Origin of the sequence: Falsochrobactrum shanghaiense (assembly GCF_003149535.1) — a bacterium.
Classification (GTDB): domain Bacteria; phylum Pseudomonadota; class Alphaproteobacteria; order Rhizobiales; family Rhizobiaceae; genus Brucella; species Brucella shanghaiense.
The window spans coordinates 607306-624430 of the sequence record NZ_QGDB01000001.1; the positions used below are offsets into that span (position 1 = coordinate 607306).

Consider the following 17125-nt stretch of genomic DNA (forward strand, 5'->3'; position numbering starts at 1 on the left):
AACCCCCGCCCGCCACGCAGCACAACCCGCAAGCGGGAAATGCCTGAATACAACTTCAGGAGTTAAGCATGGTTCGGCGGGAGTTTCAAGAACGTTTCGGGAACGAATTATCTTTTGGCTTCGACCGCATCCCAGAACAGCGCTGCGATATTGGTGCCGTCGAAACGTTCGATTTCGCGGATACCGGTTGGCGACGTGACATTGATCTCGGTCATGTAATCGCCGATCACATCGATGCCGACCAGAATGAAGCCGCGCTCGCGGAGCGACGGGCCGATGCGCTCGCAGATTTCACGCTCGCGCGGCGTAAGCTTGCTCTGTTCCGCACGGCCACCGGCGTGCATGTTGGAGCGCGCATCCGTTTCCGACGGCACGCGATTGATCGCGCCAACCGGCTCGCCATCAATGAGGATGATGCGCTTGTCGCCAGCGCGCACATCCTTGAGATAGCGCTGCGCGATGAAAGGCTCGCGGAAAAGCTGCTCGAACATTTCCAGAAGCGAGCTGAGATTGCGGTCGCCATCGGCCAGATGAAACACTCCCGCCCCGCCATTGCCGTAAAGCGGCTTGAGGATGATGTCGCCAAATTCGCGGCGGAAATCGAGGACTTCCTGCGGGTCTTTGGTAATGAGCGTTTCGGGCATCAGGTCGGGAAATTCGGTGACGAAAATCTTTTCCGGGCTGTTGCGCACCCATGCCGGATCGTTCACCACCAGCGTCTTGGGGTGGATGCGTTCCAGCAGATGCGTGGTGGTGATGTAATTCATGTCGAATGGCGGGTCCTGACGCAGCAGGATGACATCCATTTCCGACAGGTCACGACGCACCGGCTCGCCCAGCGTATAATGATCGCCCTTGATGTCGCGCAGTTCCATCTTTTCGATGAGAGCCGTCACCACGCCATCGCGCATGGAAAGACGGTCGGGCGTGTAATGATAAAGTTCGTGCCCGCGCTTTTGCGCCTCAAGCGACAGGGCGAATGACGTGTCACCCGCAATGCTGACCGTGCTGATATGGTCCATCTGGACCGCAACTTTAAGAGCCATGATTTCCTCGCGATTCGCAGTTGCGGAAACTTAAGACGGAATCAACAGACGAGATAGCCCTTTCTGCGGCCTGAAAGGCCGCAGGCAGGTCCGTCCCTGCTTTTGCCGGAGATTTCCGTCAGACGCCTTCGACGATCACAATCTCGCCATCGGCCACCGTCTGGCGGATGGCTTTCGCCGCCTGATATTCGGGCGAATTGTAGCAATCGAGCGCGTGCTGCATGGATTCAAATTCGATGATGACATTGCGCGCGCGGCCCGGTCCTTCGACAGCTTCCGCCTTGCCGCCGCGCGCGATGAATTTTGCGCCATAACGCTCGAAAGCAGGCTTGGCGGTCGAAACATAATCCTTGTAACGCTCCGGGTCACGGGCATCCACGCGGGCAATCCAATAGGCCTTGGTCATTGTTTCCTCCTCGATTGCAATTATAAGGCCGAGCGCATTTCGTCCAGAATAGCCGTTGCCGCCGCCTTGCGGTCGGATGCTGCCACAATGGGACGCGCTACCACAAGATGGCTGGCACCGGCTTTGAGCGCATCGGCTGGCGTCATGACCCGCTTCTGGTCGCCCTTTTCAGCGCCTGCCGGGCGAATGCCGGGCGTGACCACGGCCATTTCCTCGCCAACAGCCTGACGAATGGCGGAAGCTTCGGCAGCCGATGCCACGATGCCGCCCATGCCTGCTGCGCGCGCCTGCGCCGCGCGTTTTAGCACAAGCGTTTCGGCTGTGTCCGCATAACCTGCTTCCCTGAGATCGGCATCGTCCATGGAGGTGAGCACGGTAACACCCAGCAGGCAGAGGTCCGAGCCTTTCGCGGCTTCGACCGCTGCGCGCATCGCCTTGGGATAGGCATGGAGCGTGAGCATGGAGACGCCCATTTTCGCGACATTTTCCACGCCTTTGGCAATGGTGTTGTCGATGTCGAGCAGCTTCATGTCGAGGAAGACTTTTTTCTTTGCCGCAACCAGCGCGCGCGCGAAATCCAGACCGCCCGCGAAAACCAGCTGATAGCCGATCTTGTAGAAAGAGACCGTATCGCCCAGTTCTTCGACCAGTCTTTCCGCCTCGGCGAGCGTCGGCACATCCAGACCGACGATCAGGCGGTCGCGCAATTGCATTGTCGTCATGAAACTCTCCAGCAGGATTTCCCCCTGATCGCATAAGGAAACCATTTGCGAAAGGAAAAATCAGCGCGCGTGCTCAATCAGGCTCGCGCAGACCCTGTGCAGCGCTTTCGCACTGCGCTCGTTTTTCAGCCTGCCATCCTCATTGAAGGCTTCGGATGCGTGGGCGACCGAACATTGTTCGGTGACGATTTGCGTTCCAACCGCCATCAGCACGGCACGCAGATGATAAAGCCCGCGCATTCCGGCAAAATTGCCGTCAGAGGTCGAGCAGAGGCCGACGGTCAGCCCGGCATAGGGCTTGAAAGGCTTATCGCCATCTTTTGATATGCGGCTAACCCAATCGAGCGTGTTTTTGAGAAGCGGCGGGATCGAGGCATTATATTCGGGCGAACAGATCATCAGCCCGTCATGGGCCGCGAAAAGACGTCCGAGCCGCATTGCATTTTCCGGAACGCCTTTTTCCTTTTCCAGATCCTCATCCATGATCGGGAGCGGATAATCGACAAGGGAAATGCGGGTCACTTCCGCGCCCAGTTCAGCAAGCTGCTGAGAAGCAGCATCCGCCATTTGGCCGGAAAATGCGCCTGTGCGGATCGAACCCGCAAACACCAGAATGCGTGGAGACATGGATCGCGAACCCTTGGAGAATCACACCAGAGGGCTACGATAGACCCAAAGCTGTGCTGGCGGTACATTGCGCATCACGAAATCATAGTGCTGCACGGCATAATTGCCTTTTCCAGCTGGCACCGGCGGCATGGGGCCATAGGTGATCTGGATCAACGGACGGCCCTGCGGCATGCGTGCAAGCAAGTTTTCGACCAGCCACACCCGGCGCTCCATGGGGAAATTGAGCATCGGCACGGCGGAAATGATGCTGTCGAATTGCAGATTGTTTTTCTCGCCCAGAGCGGCATCGAGATCGAATGCGTCGCCCTGAAGAATATTCACGCCGGTAAAGGTCTTGCGCAGATGTTCGGTAAAATCCTGCGAATATTCCACCGAATAAAGGTCGGAAGGCTTTACGCCATGATTGAGAATGGCTTTGGTGATGACACCGGTGCCCGGCCCAAGCTCAAGAACAGGCAAGCCGGAATGAATATCGATGACGCTCGCCATGCGCCGCGCGGTGATGGAACTCGTCGGCAATATGGCACCGACCGCCTTGGGTCCGTCTATCCAGCCTTTGAAAAAACGAATCTCCTCATCGAACTTCGCGGCCAGTTTCCTGCCGAGCTGTCCTGCCATCCTCTATGCTCCCATTGTCGTTATTGAACAAGTTTATGCCGTTTTGAATTCTCTAAGCAAGGCAGGAATAAGGAAAACAATAAAAAAGGAAGCCTCGCGGCCTCCTTTTCTTCATTCAGCAATTCCCTCGAAAAACTCTTTCATCCGGGAGAAGAAGCCAGCCGATTTGGGGCTGTTCTCCTTCGAGGAAAGCGATTCGAACTCCTCAAGCAGCTCGCGCTGGCGCTTGGAGAGGTTTTGCGGCGTCTCGATGTCGATCTGGATATAGAGATCGCCAAAGACCGCCTGACGCAGCACCGGCATGCCCTTGCCCTTGAGGCGGAACTGCCTGGCGTTCTGCGTGCCTTCGGGCACTTTCACCCGCGTCTGCGTGCCATCAAGGGTCGAAACCTCGAACTGACCGCCAAGAGCTGCGGTGGTCATCGAGATCGGCACCTTGCAATAAAGATCGGCCCCGTCGCGCTGGAAGAATTCATGCGGCTTGACCGACAGGAAGATGTAGAGATCGCCCGACGGTCCGCCGCGCGTTCCCGCCTCGCCCTCACCGGCCAGACGGATACGGGTTCCATCCTCGATACCAGCAGGAATATTGACCGAAAGCGAGCGTTCCTGCGTCACGCGGCCCTGACCATGGCACTTGCCGCAGGGGTCCTTGATGATCTGGCCGCGACCGTTACAGGTCGGGCAGGTGCGCTCGACCGAGAAAAAGCCCTGTGAAGCACGCACCCGGCCCGCCCCGCCGCACATGGTGCAGGTGGTGGGCTGCGAACCGGCCTTGGCGCCGGAGCCGGTGCATTCATCGCAGGTGATGGAAGTCGGCACGCGGATTTGCGCTGCCTTGCCCGCATAGGCTTCTTCCAGCGTCACTTCCATATTGTAGCGCAGATCGGCGCCGCGTTCGCGACCACCGCTGGAGCGACGGCGACCGCCGCCCATCATCTCGCCGAAAATATCTTCGAAAATATCGGCAAATCCACCGGCACCACCGAAACCGCCCTGACCAAAACCGCCACCCATGCCGCCATTCTCGAAGGCTGCATGGCCGAAGCGGTCGTAGGCTGCGCGCTTCTGCGGGTCTTTCAGCGTTTCATAGGCTTCGCCGATTTCCTTGAACTTGCGTTCCGCTTCCGGATTATCCGGATTGCGGTCCGGGTGATATTGCATGGCGAGCTTGCGGAACGCCGATTTCAGCGTTTTCTCGTCTGCGGTTCTCTCGACACCCAGAGCTTCGTAATAGTCGATCTTCATCAGTTCGTTATCCCGACGGATGGACCGCTTCCCCGTTCACGGTAGCGTCCCCGGTCCTGTTTGGCGCAACATGCCACATCAAAACAAAAAAGCGGCCTGATGCTGGACTGTTTTCATTTGTCCGTCCGGTTCAACCGTCCCGAAAGGCCGTTCAAGCCCGGGAGTTACCCCGGGCTTGAGCTTTACGGACAAGGCTTACGACTTTTTCTTGTCGTCGTCGATTTCTTCATAATCGGCATCGACAACATCGTCGTTGGACGAAGCCTGTTCGTCACCCTGCGCGCCTGCTTCTTCCGAAGCCTGCGCGGCTTCATACATGGCCTGACCAAGCTTCATCGAAGCTTCGGCAAGCGTCTGCGTCTTCGCCTTGATGTCTTCGGCATCGTCGCCTTCAAGCGCGGTCTTGAGGGCTGCCATCGCATCCTCAATGGCCTGCTTGTCTTCAGCCGAAACCTTGTCGCCATATTCCTTCATCGACTTTTCGGTCGAATGCAGGAGGCTTTCGCCCTGATTCTTGGCTTCGACCGCATCGCGGCGCTGCTTGTCGGCCTCGGCATTGGCTTCTGCGTCCTTGACCATCTTTTCGATGTCGGCGTCCGAAAGGCCACCCGATGCCTGAATGCGGATCTGGTGTTCCTTGCCGGTGCCCTTGTCCTTGGCGGACACGTTGACAATGCCGTTGGCGTCGATGTCGAAGGTCACTTCGATCTGCGGCACGCCGCGCGGTGCGGGCGGAATGCCAACGAGGTCGAACTGGCCGAGCATCTTGTTGTCGGCTGCCATTTCACGCTCGCCCTGGAAGACGCGGATCGTCACAGCCGACTGATTGTCTTCGGCGGTGGAAAAGGTCTGCGACTTCTTGGTCGGGATCGTGGTGTTGCGTTCGATCAGGCGCGTGAACACGCCGCCGAGCGTTTCGATACCGAGCGAAAGCGGGGTCACGTCAAGCAGCAGAACGTCCTTGACGTCGCCCTGCAACACGCCGCCCTGAATGGCCGCGCCCATGGCGACGACTTCATCGGGGTTCACGCCCTTATGCGGTTCCTTGCCGAAGAAAGCCTTCACGACTTCCTGAATTTTCGGCATGCGGGTCATGCCGCCGACCAGAACCACTTCGTCGATTTCGCCAGCCTTGAGGCCCGCATCCTTGAGCGCGGCCTTGCACGGTTCGATGGTGCGCTGGACGAAATCATCCACGAGGCTTTCGAACTTGGCGCGCGAAAGCTTGATTGCAAGGTGCTTCGGGCCGGTCTGGTCCGCCGTGATGAACGGCAGGTTGATTTCGGTCTGCTGCGCCGACGACAGTTCGATCTTGGCCTTTTCGGCAGCTTCCTTGAGGCGCTGCAAAGCAAGCTTGTCGTTCTTGAGGTCGATACCGCTTTCCTTCTTGAACTCGGCAACCAGATATTCGACCAGACGCATGTCGAAGTCTTCACCGCCAAGGAAGGTGTCGCCATTGGTCGACTTCACCTCGAAGACGCCATCGCCGATTTCGAGGATCGACACGTCGAAGGTGCCGCCGCCAAGGTCGTAGACGGCGATGGTCTTGCCTTCATTCTTGTCGAGACCATAGGCAAGGGCGGCTGCGGTCGGCTCGTTGATGATGCGCAGGACTTCCAGACCGGCGATCTTGCCGGCGTCCTTGGTGGCCTGACGCTGGGCGTCGTTGAAATAGGCCGGAACCGTGATGACGGCCTGCTCGACCTTTTCGCCAAGGTAGGATTCAGCGGTTTCCTTCATCTTCTGAAGGATCATGGCCGAAATCTGCGAGGGGGAATATTTCTTGCCGTGGGTTTCGACCCATGCATCGCCATTGTCGCCCTTGACGATCTTGTAGGGAACAAGGTCCTTGTCCTTGGTGACCATCGGGTCGTCAAAGCGGCGACCGATCAGGCGCTTGACGGCAAACAGGGTGCCTTCAGGATTGGTGACGGCCTGACGCTTCGCAGGCTGACCAGCGAGGCGTTCGTCAGTTTCGCTGAAAGCGATGATCGAAGGCGTCGTGCGCGCACCTTCGGCATTCTCGATGACCTTCGCGTTCTTGCCATCCATGACGGCGACGCAGGAGTTGGTCGTTCCCAGATCGATACCAATAACTTTAGCCATATTTCTCTCCATTCAGCAAACCGCCTGAACCTCTACCGAGCGTTCTAAGGCAGTTCCTATCGGTTTCACAATGCCTGCTTCAAGGCTGCGGTACGGGGATCGCTTCCGATCCGCCGGGCCTGTCATCAAAGCCTCGTGCGAGGCGTATATAAGAAAGGCAGTTTTTCACTGCAAGTCACAAGTCGCTACAAGCTGCCGGACAATGCAAGATTCATGTCCGGCAAGGCTTGCAGGCGCTGTCATACATCTACAAACCCCTCATTTTTGCCCGCGCGGTAGATGGCATCGATGAATTTCTGGTTGGCGCGCGAGTTTTCCAGCGAAAACAGCATCACATTTTCGCCGCGCACAGCGCGCACGAAGTTTTCCGCCTGCAACTGATAATGGTTCGCATCGCCAAACGACCATTCGCTCGCCTGCGTGTGGGCTGCATCGTAAAGCGTGATGCGGCCATGGCCATATTTTCCGGTATTGAACGGCGCATGGACCTCGATAAAGCCCTTGTCGCCATGGAAAACCATTGTCTGGCGACCCGCCAATTGCGTTGCGACATAGAAGCTGAGATCAAATCCGTCGAAACGCGCCGCCACATTGGCATAGCGGTCGGTGCCGAATTTGGGATCATATTCAACCCGCGCCTGCACCGACAAGGGCTCCTTGCCCGTCACCATGCGGGTTACGACCGTTGGATAGACGCCGATGTCGGGCAAAGCGCCGCCGCCCAGTTCCGGCCGGTTGCGCATATTGCCTGCATCGACATTGAAATAGGTGAAAGCACCCTGCACATGGCGCAGCGTGCCGATCGCCCCTTCTGCCAGAAGATAACGCAGTTTGATCCATTGCGGGTGGTAATAGACCATGAAGGCTTCAGCCATCACGACCTTGTAGCGGTCGCGCGCGGCGATAAGCGGGTCGATGTCTTCGGCCTTGAGCGCGATGGGCTTTTCGCACAACACATGCTTGCCCGCCTGTGCTGCCTTCAAGGCCCATTCGACATGCTGCGCAGTTGGCAGCGGAATATAGACGCCATCGACTTCATCGCAGGCAAGCAGTTCCTCATAGGAGCCGAAAGAGAGCGGCACGCCGAAACGATCCGCCACCGCACGCGCCTTTGCATGATCGCGGCTCGCAATGGCATGGACCACGCCATTATCGGAGGCGCAGAGCGCCGGGATCACCTGCGTAACGCCGATTTTTGCGGTCGAAAGAACACCCCAACGAAACATGCCGTTCTCCTCTCTGGCACATAAAAGCCCGCCGGTGAGCGGGCTTTCGTCATCACTATCCGCGCAGGACGCCGCCGGTCTGTTTCGTGACATTGGCCACGACGCGGCTCGACAGGGCTTCCAGATCCTCGTCGGTCAGCGTGCGGTCCTGCGGCTGCAACAGCACTTCGACGGCAATCGACTTCTTGCCCGCGCCCAGCGAAGCGCCGGTGAAGATGTCGAAAACCTGAACGCCTGCAATCAGCTTCTTGTCAGCGGATGAAACCGCCTTCACGACATTGCCCGCTTCCACGCCTGCATCCACGACAAACGCAAAATCGCGCTTGAGGCTCTGGAACTGCGACAGAGCCAGGGCCGGCTTCGTGCGCGTGATCTTCGCCTTGGGTTCAGGAACTGCGTCGATATAGACCTCGAAGCCGCATAGCGCACCCGACACATCAAGCGCTTCCAGCGTATCGGGGTGGAATTCGCCGAAATATCCAAGCACCACCTTCGGACCAAGCTTTAGCGTGCCCGAACGACCCAGATGGAACCATTCCGGCCCACCGGCTTCGATCTGGATGCGATCGACCGGCGCACCAGCCGCTTCCAGCGCCGCCAGCGCATCGGCCTTGGCGTCGAACACGCCGACGGCGGGAGCATTGCCCGACCAGAAGCGGCCCGCACCTTCGACGCCTGCCGTGCCGCGGCGCACGCCGCCAGCGACGCGGCGCTGCTGTTCCGGCTTGTCGCCTTCATAAATGCCCGAAACTTCGAACAGGGCAATATCGCCAAAGCCGCGGTCCGCATTGCGCTGCGCGGCTGCGAGCAGGCCCGGCAGCAGCGAAGGCCGCATGTCCGACATATCGGCTGCAATGGGATTGGCCAGTTTCAATTCCGGCTTGCCGCCGCCAAAGGCTTTGGCCTGCGCTTCCGAAATGAAGGAATAGGTCACGGCTTCCATCATGCCGCGCGAAGCAAGCATACGGCGCGCATGGCGGGTGCGTATCTGCATGGTGGTCAGGATGCGGCCATTGACCGCGCTGTGGCTTGGCAGCGGCTGCGGCTTAATCTCGTTGATGCCATGAATACGCATGACCTCTTCCACAAGATCCGCCTTGCCTTCCACATCATTGCGCCATGTGGGAACAGTGGCCCTGATGGTCTTGCCGTCGCCCTCGACGCCGAAGCCGAGGCGCTTGAGAATGTCGGCGGATTCATCATAGGAGACTTCAAGCCCCGTCAGGCGCCTGACCTCCGAAACCGGGAAATCGATCACGCGCTGCTCAGACTTGCTATAGCCCACGACGTCGAGAACCGTCGGCTCGCCGCCGCAAAGTTCCATAACGAGCTTCGTTGCGATTTCCGCACCCGGCAGCATCATTTCCGGGTCCACGCCGCGCTCGAAGCGATAGCGCGCATCGGTGACGATACCCAGTTCGCGGCCCGTGCGCGCAATCATGCGCGGGTCCCAAAGGGCCGATTCGATCAGCACATCGACCGTGTTTTCGTCGCAGCCCGAATGTTCGCCGCCCATGATACCGGCAATCGATTCAGGCCCGTTTTCATCGGCAATCACATACATGTCAGGCTTGAGCTTATATTCGCGCTGGTCGAGCGCCAGAATCGTCTCGCCATCCTTTGCCGGACGAACGGTGAGATTGCCCTTGACCTTGGCCGCATCGAAAACATGCAGTGGACGGCCCTGATCGAAGGTCACGTAATTGGTAATATCCACCAGCGCATTGATCGGGCGCAGGCCGATGGCCTTGAGGCGCTGCTGCATCCATTTGGGGCTGGGGCCGTTCTTCACACCCCTGACCATGCGCAGCGCAAAGCCGGTGCAGAACGGGTTTTCCGCATCCTGATCCAGAACGACCTTGACCGGCGTTTCGCCCTCGCCCTTGACGGGTTCAGGCAGCGTGTCTTTCAGCCGACCAAGGCCAGCGGCGGCAAGATCGCGGGCAATGCCGCGAATGCCGGTGCAATCGGCACGATTGGGCGTGAGGCCGATTTCGATGACCGGATCGTCAAGTCCGGCATAGGCGGCAAAACTGGTGCCGACAGGCGCATTTTCGGGCAGGTCGATAATGCCGTCATGCTCATCGGACAATTCCAGCTCGCGCTCGGAGCACATCATGCCGAAGCTTTCGACGCCCCTGATCTTGCCGACCGAAAGCGTGACGTCGATGCCCGGCACGTAATCGCCCGGACGCGCCAGAACGCCCACAAGACCAGCGCGCGCATTGGGTGCGCCGCAGACGATCTGCAACGGCTTGCCGTCGCCGCTATCGACGCTGAGAACGCGCAGCTTGTCGGCATCGGGGTGCTGGGTAGCCGTCAGCACCCTGGCAATGGTGAAGCTTCTGAAAACGGCGCGATCATCGACGCCCTCCACTTCCAGACCAATATCGGTCAGCTTCTCGACGATCTCATCGAGCGTCGCATCGGTTTCAAGGTGATCCTTGAGCCAGGAAAGCGTGAATTTCATGTGTCTGTCCTTCCTGTCTTTAAGCGCTCAGGCCGCCGAAAAGTGTCGGAATATCAAGCGGGCGGAAACCATAATGGTTGAGCCAGCGCACATCGGCGTCGAAGAAGGCGCGCAGGTCCGGCATACCGTATTTCAGCATGGCGATGCGGTCGATACCCATGCCCCATGCAAAGCCCTGATAGACTTCCGGGTCATAGCCCGACATGCGCAGCACATTGGGATGCACCATGCCGCAGCCAAGAATTTCAAGCCAGTCATTGCCCTCGCCGAATTTCACATGCGGGCCGGAACGGTCGCACTGAATATCCACTTCGACCGATGGTTCGGTGAAGGGGAAGAAGCTCGGGCGCATGCGCATATTAAGCGACGGCACTTCAAAGAACGCCTTGCAGAATTCTTCCAGCACCCATTTCATATTGGCGACATTGGCGCTTTTATCGACAACCAGACCTTCGACCTGATGGAACATCGGCGAATGGGTGGCGTCGGAATCCATGCGGTAGGTCTTGCCGGGAATGACGATGCGGATCGGCTCGTCACGGCCTTCCTTGTCGCGCAGCGCGGCAAATTTCTCCATCGTGTGCACCTGCACCGGCGACGTGTGGGTGCGCAGCAGCTTGCGCTCGCCATTTTCGTCCGGATTGAAGAAGAAAGTGTCGTGCATTTCGCGCGCCGGATGGCCTTCGGGAAAGTTCAGCGCCGTGAAATTATAATAATCGGTTTCGACATCCGGGCCTTCGGCAATCGAAAAGCCCATATCGGCAAAAATCGCCGTGATTTCATCGATGACCTGCGAAATCGGATGAATGCGTCCGCGCGATGCAGCGCTTTCGCGCACCGGAAGCGTCACGTCAAGCTTTTCGCGCTCAAGACGCGCAGCCACTGCCGCCTTGCGCAGTTCGGCCTTGCGTTCGGCCAGCGCTTCGGTGACGCGGTTTTTCAGGCCGTTGATCGCCGGTCCCTGCGCCTGCCGCTCTTCCGGCGACATGGAACCCAGCGTCTTCAGTTTCTCCGAAACCGTGCCCTTCTTGCCAAGAGCCGCGACGCGCACCGCTTCAATCGCCTGCTCGTCATGGGCGGCGGCAATTTCGCTCAGAATCGCTTGTTCGAGTTGTTCAAGATCGCTCATTATTTGCTTCCCTGTCGTGCCTTCGGCACTCCACGCCTCTTGGTTGCTTCCCTGTCGCGCCTATGGCGCTCCACGCCTCTTGCTTTAAATCCCTGTCGCGCCTGCGGCGCTCCACGCCTCTTGGCGGCATCCCGCTCGCACCTGCCGGACTCATGAAGAAAAACCCGCGCCAGCCGAGCCAGCGCGGGTTCCCAAAATTCACAATATCACTTCGGGAAGGGCTGGCTTAGCGGACAGCGCCTTCAAAAGCGTTCGGCGTCTCGGTGTTCTTGAGATATTCGAGAGCCTTCTTTGCCGATGCAACCAGCGCACCGAATGCTTCGGGCTCATGGATTGCAATGTCGGACAGAACCTTGCGGTCAACCTCAATACCAGCCTTGGCCAGACCATCGATGAAACGGCCATAGGTCAGGCCCTGCTCACGGACAGCCGCATTGATGCGCTGGATCCACAGAGCGCGGAACGAACGCTTGCGATTCTTGCGGTCGCGATAGGCATATTGCTTCGAACGATCGACAGCAGCCTTGGCGGTGCGGATGGTGTTCTTGCGACGACCACGGAAGCCAGCGGCCTGATCGAGAACTTTCTTGTGCTTGGCATGACCCGTCACGCCGCGTTTTACACGTGCCATAATATGATCTCCTTAAAAGGCGCGGCTTAAAGGCCGTTGGGCAGGAACTGTTTTACGATCTTTGCATCGGCATCGGACAGAACCATGGTGCCGCGTGCATCGCGAATGAACTTGTTCGAGCGCTTGATCATACCATGGCGCTTGCCGGCAGCGGCAGCCATGACTTTGCCTGTAGCAGTGATCTTGAACCGCTTCTTGGCGGCCGATTTGGTCTTCATCTTGGGCATTTTGCTACTCCTTTGTTTAGTCCCCGTCGTGCCTGCGGCACTCCACGCCTCTTGCTTTAAGTGGCGTTCGTGTCTGCAACCGACAGAAACCCTGTTTTACTCCCGGACCGACCAAGCCCGGAAGGCATACGAAACCGCCACGGCATGCCCTGCCGGGCGGTTCGACGCGGCCTTATAGGCATAAAGCCTTAAAAAGGCAATGGAGAATCGGCGCGAGCCTCAATAAAGTCTCAGCAGAACCGGCAGCGTGCCGATATTCTGGAGATATTCGACGAACTCGAAAAACGGATAGGCGATGAAGAATATCAGGCCGTCCATGAAAGTGCGATAAATCCGGTCGGGCTTCACCACCAGTTCGGCATCGTCGCGAAACAGCGCGAAATTGGGAAAAAAGCGCGGAACCCGCGCCAGATATTCGCGATAGGGCTGGCCGAAATTCTGCGCGAGAAACTTTTCTTCCGTGCGGATCACTGTCGCAAAAGCCAGATAGCACAAAAGGCCGAAAGCCAGTGCCACGATCAGGCTTCCCGTCTGCGCACCCACGCCCACAGCGCCGATGGCGCTGAAAACATAAAGCGGATTGCGCGTCACCGAATAGGGACCACTGCTTACGATTTCAGCGCTCTTGCGGCCACCAATATAGAGCGTGCACCATATGCGCCCGATAATGGCGACAACGATCAGGCTGATGCCGAATGCTTCGATATATTCATGAATGTGGTTTGAAGATTGCGCCCTCACGAACAGCAGCGCTACAACCAGAAGCGCTATGATGATTGCAATTACCTGCCGACGACGCTGCTGATATTTGCCCAGTTCGCCCAATGTTTTCATGTCTGTTCCTGAAAGCGATTTGTTCAGGCAAAGAAAAACCGCCCGAAAGGCGGCTTTTCCAAGGCAATATGAGAAAGATCAGCGCGGAGCCAGCACCATCATCATCTGGCGGCCTTCGAGCTTCGGCTCGGCTTCCACCTTCGCGATCTCGGTTGTCTCTTCCTTGACGCGCTGGAGCAGCTTCATGCCAAGCTCCTGATGCGCCATTTCACGTCCGCGAAAACGCAGCGTGAACTTGACCTTGTCGCCTTCATCGAAGAAACGCTGCGCAGCCCGCATCTTCACCTCATAATCATGGGTGTCGATGTTCGGTCGCATCTTGATTTCCTTGATTTCGACCGTCTTCTGCTTTTTGCGCGCTTCGGAAGCTTTTTTCTGATTCTGATATTTCAGCTTGCCAAGATCCACGATCTTGCAGACGGGCGGTTCGGCATTCGGCACGATCTCGACGAGATCAAGGCCAGCTTCCTCCGCCAGCGCAATTGCTTCCTGAATCGAAACGGTGCCGTGGTTCTGTCCCTCGGCATCAATAAGCTGAACCCGGGGCACCCGGATATCGCGGTTGGAACGTGGTCCATCTTTCTGGACCGGCGTCGCTCTGAACGGTCGGCGAATGGTCGTTATCTCCTGATTATTGTCACTAAAGGCGATTCAATTTCGTTGCCGCGATGACATATCCCCAATCAAACCGCAGTCGGTCACGGAAATGTCGTCAAGCAGACACTAAAGTCAATAGCATCTTTCATATGAAAAATCACCCCCGGACGTTAAAGACGATAAACAAGCTTTGGGGGCGACAGACGACATATCGGTCGCATTTCTCACGATTACAAGGACATTGGCTAATGCGGCCCGTTATGGCAGTCATAGGCGCCGGATAATCAGGAGAAAGAATATGAGCCACGCGCAACCGGAATTCATCAAGGTGAACGGAGCTGAAATCGCCGTGCGCCACAGGGCGGGAAGCCAGATGCCCGGTGTGATCTGGCTTGGCGGCTATCGCTCCGACATGATGGGCACCAAGGCGCTGGCGCTCGATGAATGGGCGCAAGAGACCGGCCATGGCGCGTTGCGGCTCGATTATTCCGGCCATGGTGAGTCGGGCGGCGATTTCAACGAAGGCACGATCTCGCGCTGGCTCTCTGAAAGCCTTGCCGTCTATCGCCACTATGCAAAAGGTCCACAGATTCTGGTCGGCTCCTCCATGGGCGGCTGGATTGCGCTGCGCATGGCGCAGGAACTCAAAAAGCAGGGCGAAGCACTCGCGGGAATGGTGCTGATCGCACCGGCACCGGATTTCACCGCCCTTCTCGTGGAACCCGGTCTGAGCGAGCGCCAGAAACAGGATCTTGCTGAGAAAGGCTATTGCGAAGAACCTTCCGCCTATTCGCCCGAACCCGACATCTATACGCGCGCATTGATCGAGGACGGGCGCGACAATCTCGTTCTCAAGGGCATTATCGAGACGGGCTGCCCGGTGCATATATTGCAGGGCATGCAGGACGAGGACGTGCCCTATAAACACGCGCTGACGCTGATCGAACACCTGCCGGTCGATGATGTCACGCTCACACTGGTGCGCGATGGCGACCACAGGCTTTCGCGCGAACAGGATATCCATCTGCTCATCCGCACCCTTGACGGGCTTGTGGAGTGCATTCCCTCACAGGGCTGACCCTGAAAACTGCGAAAAAAAATTTGCAGCGAATCACATTGCTTAGCTCTTGCCGGGCGCAAATCGGACTGCGGTATTCTTGAAATGCCGCAATTTTCTCACCACGTCGAAATCAAGCCGCCAGTTCAATATCTGCATGGTGCAGAAGAGAGGCCGGCCATAATCGACGGAGTAGACCATGACAAATTCCGCATTGATCCGCCCGGCATGGACGCCAGCCACGATTGCGCTGATGGTGCTCGGCTTCATCCTTTTCTGGCCGCTCGGCCTTGCCATGCTGGCCTATATCATCTGGGGCGACCGCCTCGAAGGCTTCAAGCGCAATGTGAACGAGAAGACCGATTCCGTATTCGGCTCTTTCCGCGGCTGCTGCAAGAATGAAAGCTTCAGCTTTACCGGCAATACCGGCAATGCCGCTTTCGACGACTGGCGCCGTGAGGAGCTGGAACGTCTTGCGGAAGAACGCCGCAAGCTTGAGGAAGCCCGTGCCGAATTCGAAACCTATGCCGCCGAGCTTCGCCGTGCACGCGACAAGGAAGAATTCGACCGCTTCATGGCAGAACGCCGCACCAGCGCAAAAAGGACGCCCGCGCCGCGCGAAAACGACGACGAGAACGGCTTTACCGGCGAATAAGCGGTAAAACAGCCTCGAAAAAGCATGAAACGGCGCGGTTTATCCGCGCCGTTTATCTATCTCCCATAAATTTTACTGGCTTTTTGCGCGAATCGCTTATTCTTGAGCAATGGGCTTTTCCTTTTTTCGTTCCGTCCCGGCCGGTCCGGCGACCGTCAGAAGCGAGCGCGTTCACGCGGTCGGCGGTCGTGAAATGCCATTGCGGATATTCGAGAACCCGCGCGCCAAGCGGCTGACGCTGCGTATCGAAGCGAACGGCAAGGGGTTGCGCGTCACCATCCCGCCCGGACTGCCGGAACGGGAAGTGCAGAGCTTTCTGCGCCGCCACGAAGGCTGGCTCGAAAGCCGCATTGCAAAACTGCCCGACCAGCCCGGCATCCGGAGCGGGGTGAAAATACCCATTCGCGGCGTGCCCCATCTCATCGCGCATCAGGCCGGGCGCGGCACCATCGAAAAGCTTGACGGCAATATATTGCTGGTTCATGGCGATGCCGCCCATTTGCCGCGCCGTGTTGCCGATTACCTCAAGGGTGAAGTCAAGCGCGACATCGAGGCACTCGTCGCGCGCCATACGGCAACCGTCGGGCGCAAGGCCAAAGCCATCCGCTTCAAGGATACGAAAAGCCGCTGGGGTTCGTGTACATCGGATGGCGTCCTGTCCTTTTCATGGCGTATAGGCATGGCGCCGCCGCCCGTGATAAACTATCTCGTGGCCCACGAAGTGGCGCATCTCATCGAGATGAACCATGGACCGAAATTCTGGAAACTCTGCCAGGAGCTTTGCCCCGACACCGAGCGCTGCAAGGCATGGCTAAAGCGCAATGGCAGCGCATTACAGGCTATCGACTTTTCATGAATCAAACCATTCTGACCGCCGCAAAGGTGCTTTGGGATTACCATTGCATCTATGATCCGCTACAAAAGGCCGATGTGATCATCGGGTTTGGCAGTTACGACCTGCGGGTGGCGGAACGCGCCGCCGCGCTTTATCTCGAAGGGCTGGCGCCCTCGCTTCTCTTCACCGGCAAGGGCGGCAGCGGAACGGAAGGCCTGTTTGCGACCACGGCGGCGGAAGCCTTCGCGGCGATTGCGATCGAACGCGGCGTGCCTGAAAGCGCGATCATCATCGAGCCGGATGCCAGCAATATCGGCGAGAAAGTCTCGCTCTCACGCGAAAAGCTCGGGCCGGGCGCCATCAGCGCGATTTTCGTGACCAAACCGCAAACGCAACACCGGGTTCACGCCACGGTGGCGCGGTATTGGCCGGAAGCGAAAGCCTTCATCACCGCGCCGCTGACCGCTTTCGAAGACCAGCCCACCGAGCATTACCCGTTTGAAATGCTGGCGCGTGAACTGGTCGGCGATCTCAAACGCATTCTCGCATATCCGGCAAAAGGCTTTCAGATCGCGCAAGCCATTCCCCTTGAGGTGATGGAAGCATATGATTACCTGATTGCACACGGCATCGATGACCAGTCTATAGGCGCTAACGGCGATCCGGCTTGAGTCGCGCCGCAATTTGT

General features: G+C 58.0%; 19 protein-coding genes. 4 read left to right on the forward strand and 15 right to left on the reverse strand.

Annotated elements, in window-relative coordinates:
- Window positions 1-107: 107 nt before the first annotated feature.
- From gshB to infC, 14 genes are all read right to left on the reverse strand, one after another.
- Window positions 108-1046: a glutathione synthase gene (gene gshB / locus DKP76_RS02890; RefSeq protein WP_109704893.1), complete on the reverse strand. Its 939-nt coding sequence runs from the start codon at window positions 1044-1046 to the stop codon at window positions 108-110.
- Between the two features lie 118 nt (window positions 1047-1164).
- Window positions 1165-1452, reverse strand: coding sequence for a DUF1330 domain-containing protein (locus tag DKP76_RS02895; protein WP_109704894.1), 288 nt, complete (start codon window positions 1450-1452; stop codon window positions 1165-1167).
- 20 nt (window positions 1453-1472) lie between these two features.
- Window positions 1473-2174, reverse strand: a complete 702-nt coding sequence (pyrF, locus tag DKP76_RS02900) for an orotidine-5'-phosphate decarboxylase (RefSeq protein ID WP_109704895.1) — start codon at window positions 2172-2174, stop codon at window positions 1473-1475.
- A gap of 60 nt (window positions 2175-2234) precedes the next feature.
- The gene (locus DKP76_RS02905) at window positions 2235-2801 is read right to left on the reverse strand and encodes an NADPH-dependent FMN reductase (RefSeq protein WP_109704896.1); all 567 of its coding nucleotides are present in this window, start codon (window positions 2799-2801) and stop codon (window positions 2235-2237) included.
- A gap of 21 nt (window positions 2802-2822) precedes the next feature.
- A complete protein-coding gene (pmtA, locus tag DKP76_RS02910) occupies window positions 2823-3422 on the reverse strand; it encodes a phospholipid N-methyltransferase PmtA (protein ID WP_109704897.1) in 600 nt (199 codons plus the stop codon).
- 111 nt (window positions 3423-3533) lie between these two features.
- Window positions 3534-4670, reverse strand: a complete 1137-nt coding sequence (gene dnaJ, locus DKP76_RS02915; protein ID WP_199224734.1) for a molecular chaperone DnaJ — start codon at window positions 4668-4670, stop codon at window positions 3534-3536.
- A 195-nt stretch (window positions 4671-4865) separates the two neighbouring features.
- A complete protein-coding gene (dnaK, locus tag DKP76_RS02920; RefSeq protein WP_109704899.1) occupies window positions 4866-6776 on the reverse strand; it encodes a molecular chaperone DnaK in 1911 nt (636 codons plus the stop codon).
- A 239-nt stretch (window positions 6777-7015) separates the two neighbouring features.
- A complete protein-coding gene (locus DKP76_RS02925; RefSeq protein WP_109704900.1) occupies window positions 7016-8002 on the reverse strand; it encodes a Gfo/Idh/MocA family protein in 987 nt (328 codons plus the stop codon).
- 55 nt (window positions 8003-8057) lie between these two features.
- Window positions 8058-10472 carry a phenylalanine--tRNA ligase subunit beta gene (gene pheT / locus DKP76_RS02930; protein ID WP_109704901.1) on the reverse strand — a complete coding sequence of 805 codons (2415 nt, stop codon included), beginning with the start codon at window positions 10470-10472 and terminating at the stop codon, window positions 8058-8060.
- 19 nt (window positions 10473-10491) lie between these two features.
- Window positions 10492-11601, reverse strand: coding sequence for a phenylalanine--tRNA ligase subunit alpha (pheS, locus tag DKP76_RS02935; RefSeq protein WP_109704902.1), 1110 nt, complete (start codon window positions 11599-11601; stop codon window positions 10492-10494).
- 226 nt (window positions 11602-11827) lie between these two features.
- Window positions 11828-12232 (reverse strand): 50S ribosomal protein L20, encoded by a 405-nt coding sequence (rplT, locus tag DKP76_RS02940; RefSeq protein ID WP_109704903.1) that lies wholly within the window; start codon window positions 12230-12232, stop codon window positions 11828-11830.
- Between the two features lie 26 nt (window positions 12233-12258).
- The gene (rpmI, locus tag DKP76_RS02945) at window positions 12259-12459 is read right to left on the reverse strand and encodes a 50S ribosomal protein L35 (protein ID WP_109704904.1); all 201 of its coding nucleotides are present in this window, start codon (window positions 12457-12459) and stop codon (window positions 12259-12261) included.
- Between the two features lie 219 nt (window positions 12460-12678).
- Complete coding sequence (locus tag DKP76_RS02950; RefSeq protein ID WP_109704905.1) at window positions 12679-13293, reverse strand: methyltransferase family protein; 615 nt, start codon at window positions 13291-13293, stop codon at window positions 12679-12681.
- Between the two features lie 78 nt (window positions 13294-13371).
- On the reverse strand, window positions 13372-13908 hold the full coding sequence (gene infC / locus DKP76_RS02955) for a translation initiation factor IF-3 (protein ID WP_109704906.1): 537 nt from the start codon (window positions 13906-13908) through the stop codon (window positions 13372-13374).
- 280 nt (window positions 13909-14188) lie between these two features.
- Between infC and DKP76_RS02960 the strand changes: the two genes are divergently transcribed.
- Window positions 14189-14968 (forward strand): alpha/beta hydrolase, encoded by a 780-nt coding sequence (locus DKP76_RS02960; RefSeq protein WP_109704907.1) that lies wholly within the window; start codon window positions 14189-14191, stop codon window positions 14966-14968.
- Window positions 14969-15010: 42 nt separating this feature from the next.
- On the opposite strand, the gene DKP76_RS19125 is transcribed toward DKP76_RS02960, so the two are convergent.
- On the reverse strand, window positions 15011-15148 hold the full coding sequence (locus DKP76_RS19125) for a hypothetical protein (RefSeq protein WP_158279402.1): 138 nt from the start codon (window positions 15146-15148) through the stop codon (window positions 15011-15013).
- On the opposite strand from DKP76_RS19125, the gene DKP76_RS02965 reads away from it, so the two are divergent.
- The 3 genes from DKP76_RS02965 to DKP76_RS02975 all read left to right on the forward strand — a co-directional run bounded on the left by DKP76_RS02965 (window position 15147) and on the right by DKP76_RS02975 (window position 17108).
- Window positions 15147-15602, forward strand: coding sequence for a DUF2852 domain-containing protein (locus DKP76_RS02965; protein WP_109704908.1), 456 nt, complete (start codon window positions 15147-15149; stop codon window positions 15600-15602). The two genes, DKP76_RS19125 and DKP76_RS02965, sit on opposite strands and share 2 nt — an antisense overlap.
- Window positions 15603-15711: 109 nt before the next feature.
- Window positions 15712-16458 carry a M48 family metallopeptidase gene (locus tag DKP76_RS02970; protein WP_109704909.1) on the forward strand — a complete coding sequence of 249 codons (747 nt, stop codon included), beginning with the start codon at window positions 15712-15714 and terminating at the stop codon, window positions 16456-16458.
- A complete protein-coding gene (locus DKP76_RS02975) occupies window positions 16455-17108 on the forward strand; it encodes an ElyC/SanA/YdcF family protein (RefSeq protein ID WP_109704910.1) in 654 nt (217 codons plus the stop codon). Before DKP76_RS02970 ends, DKP76_RS02975 begins: the two co-directional genes overlap by 4 nt.
- The last annotated feature ends 17 nt before the right edge of the window (window positions 17109-17125 follow it).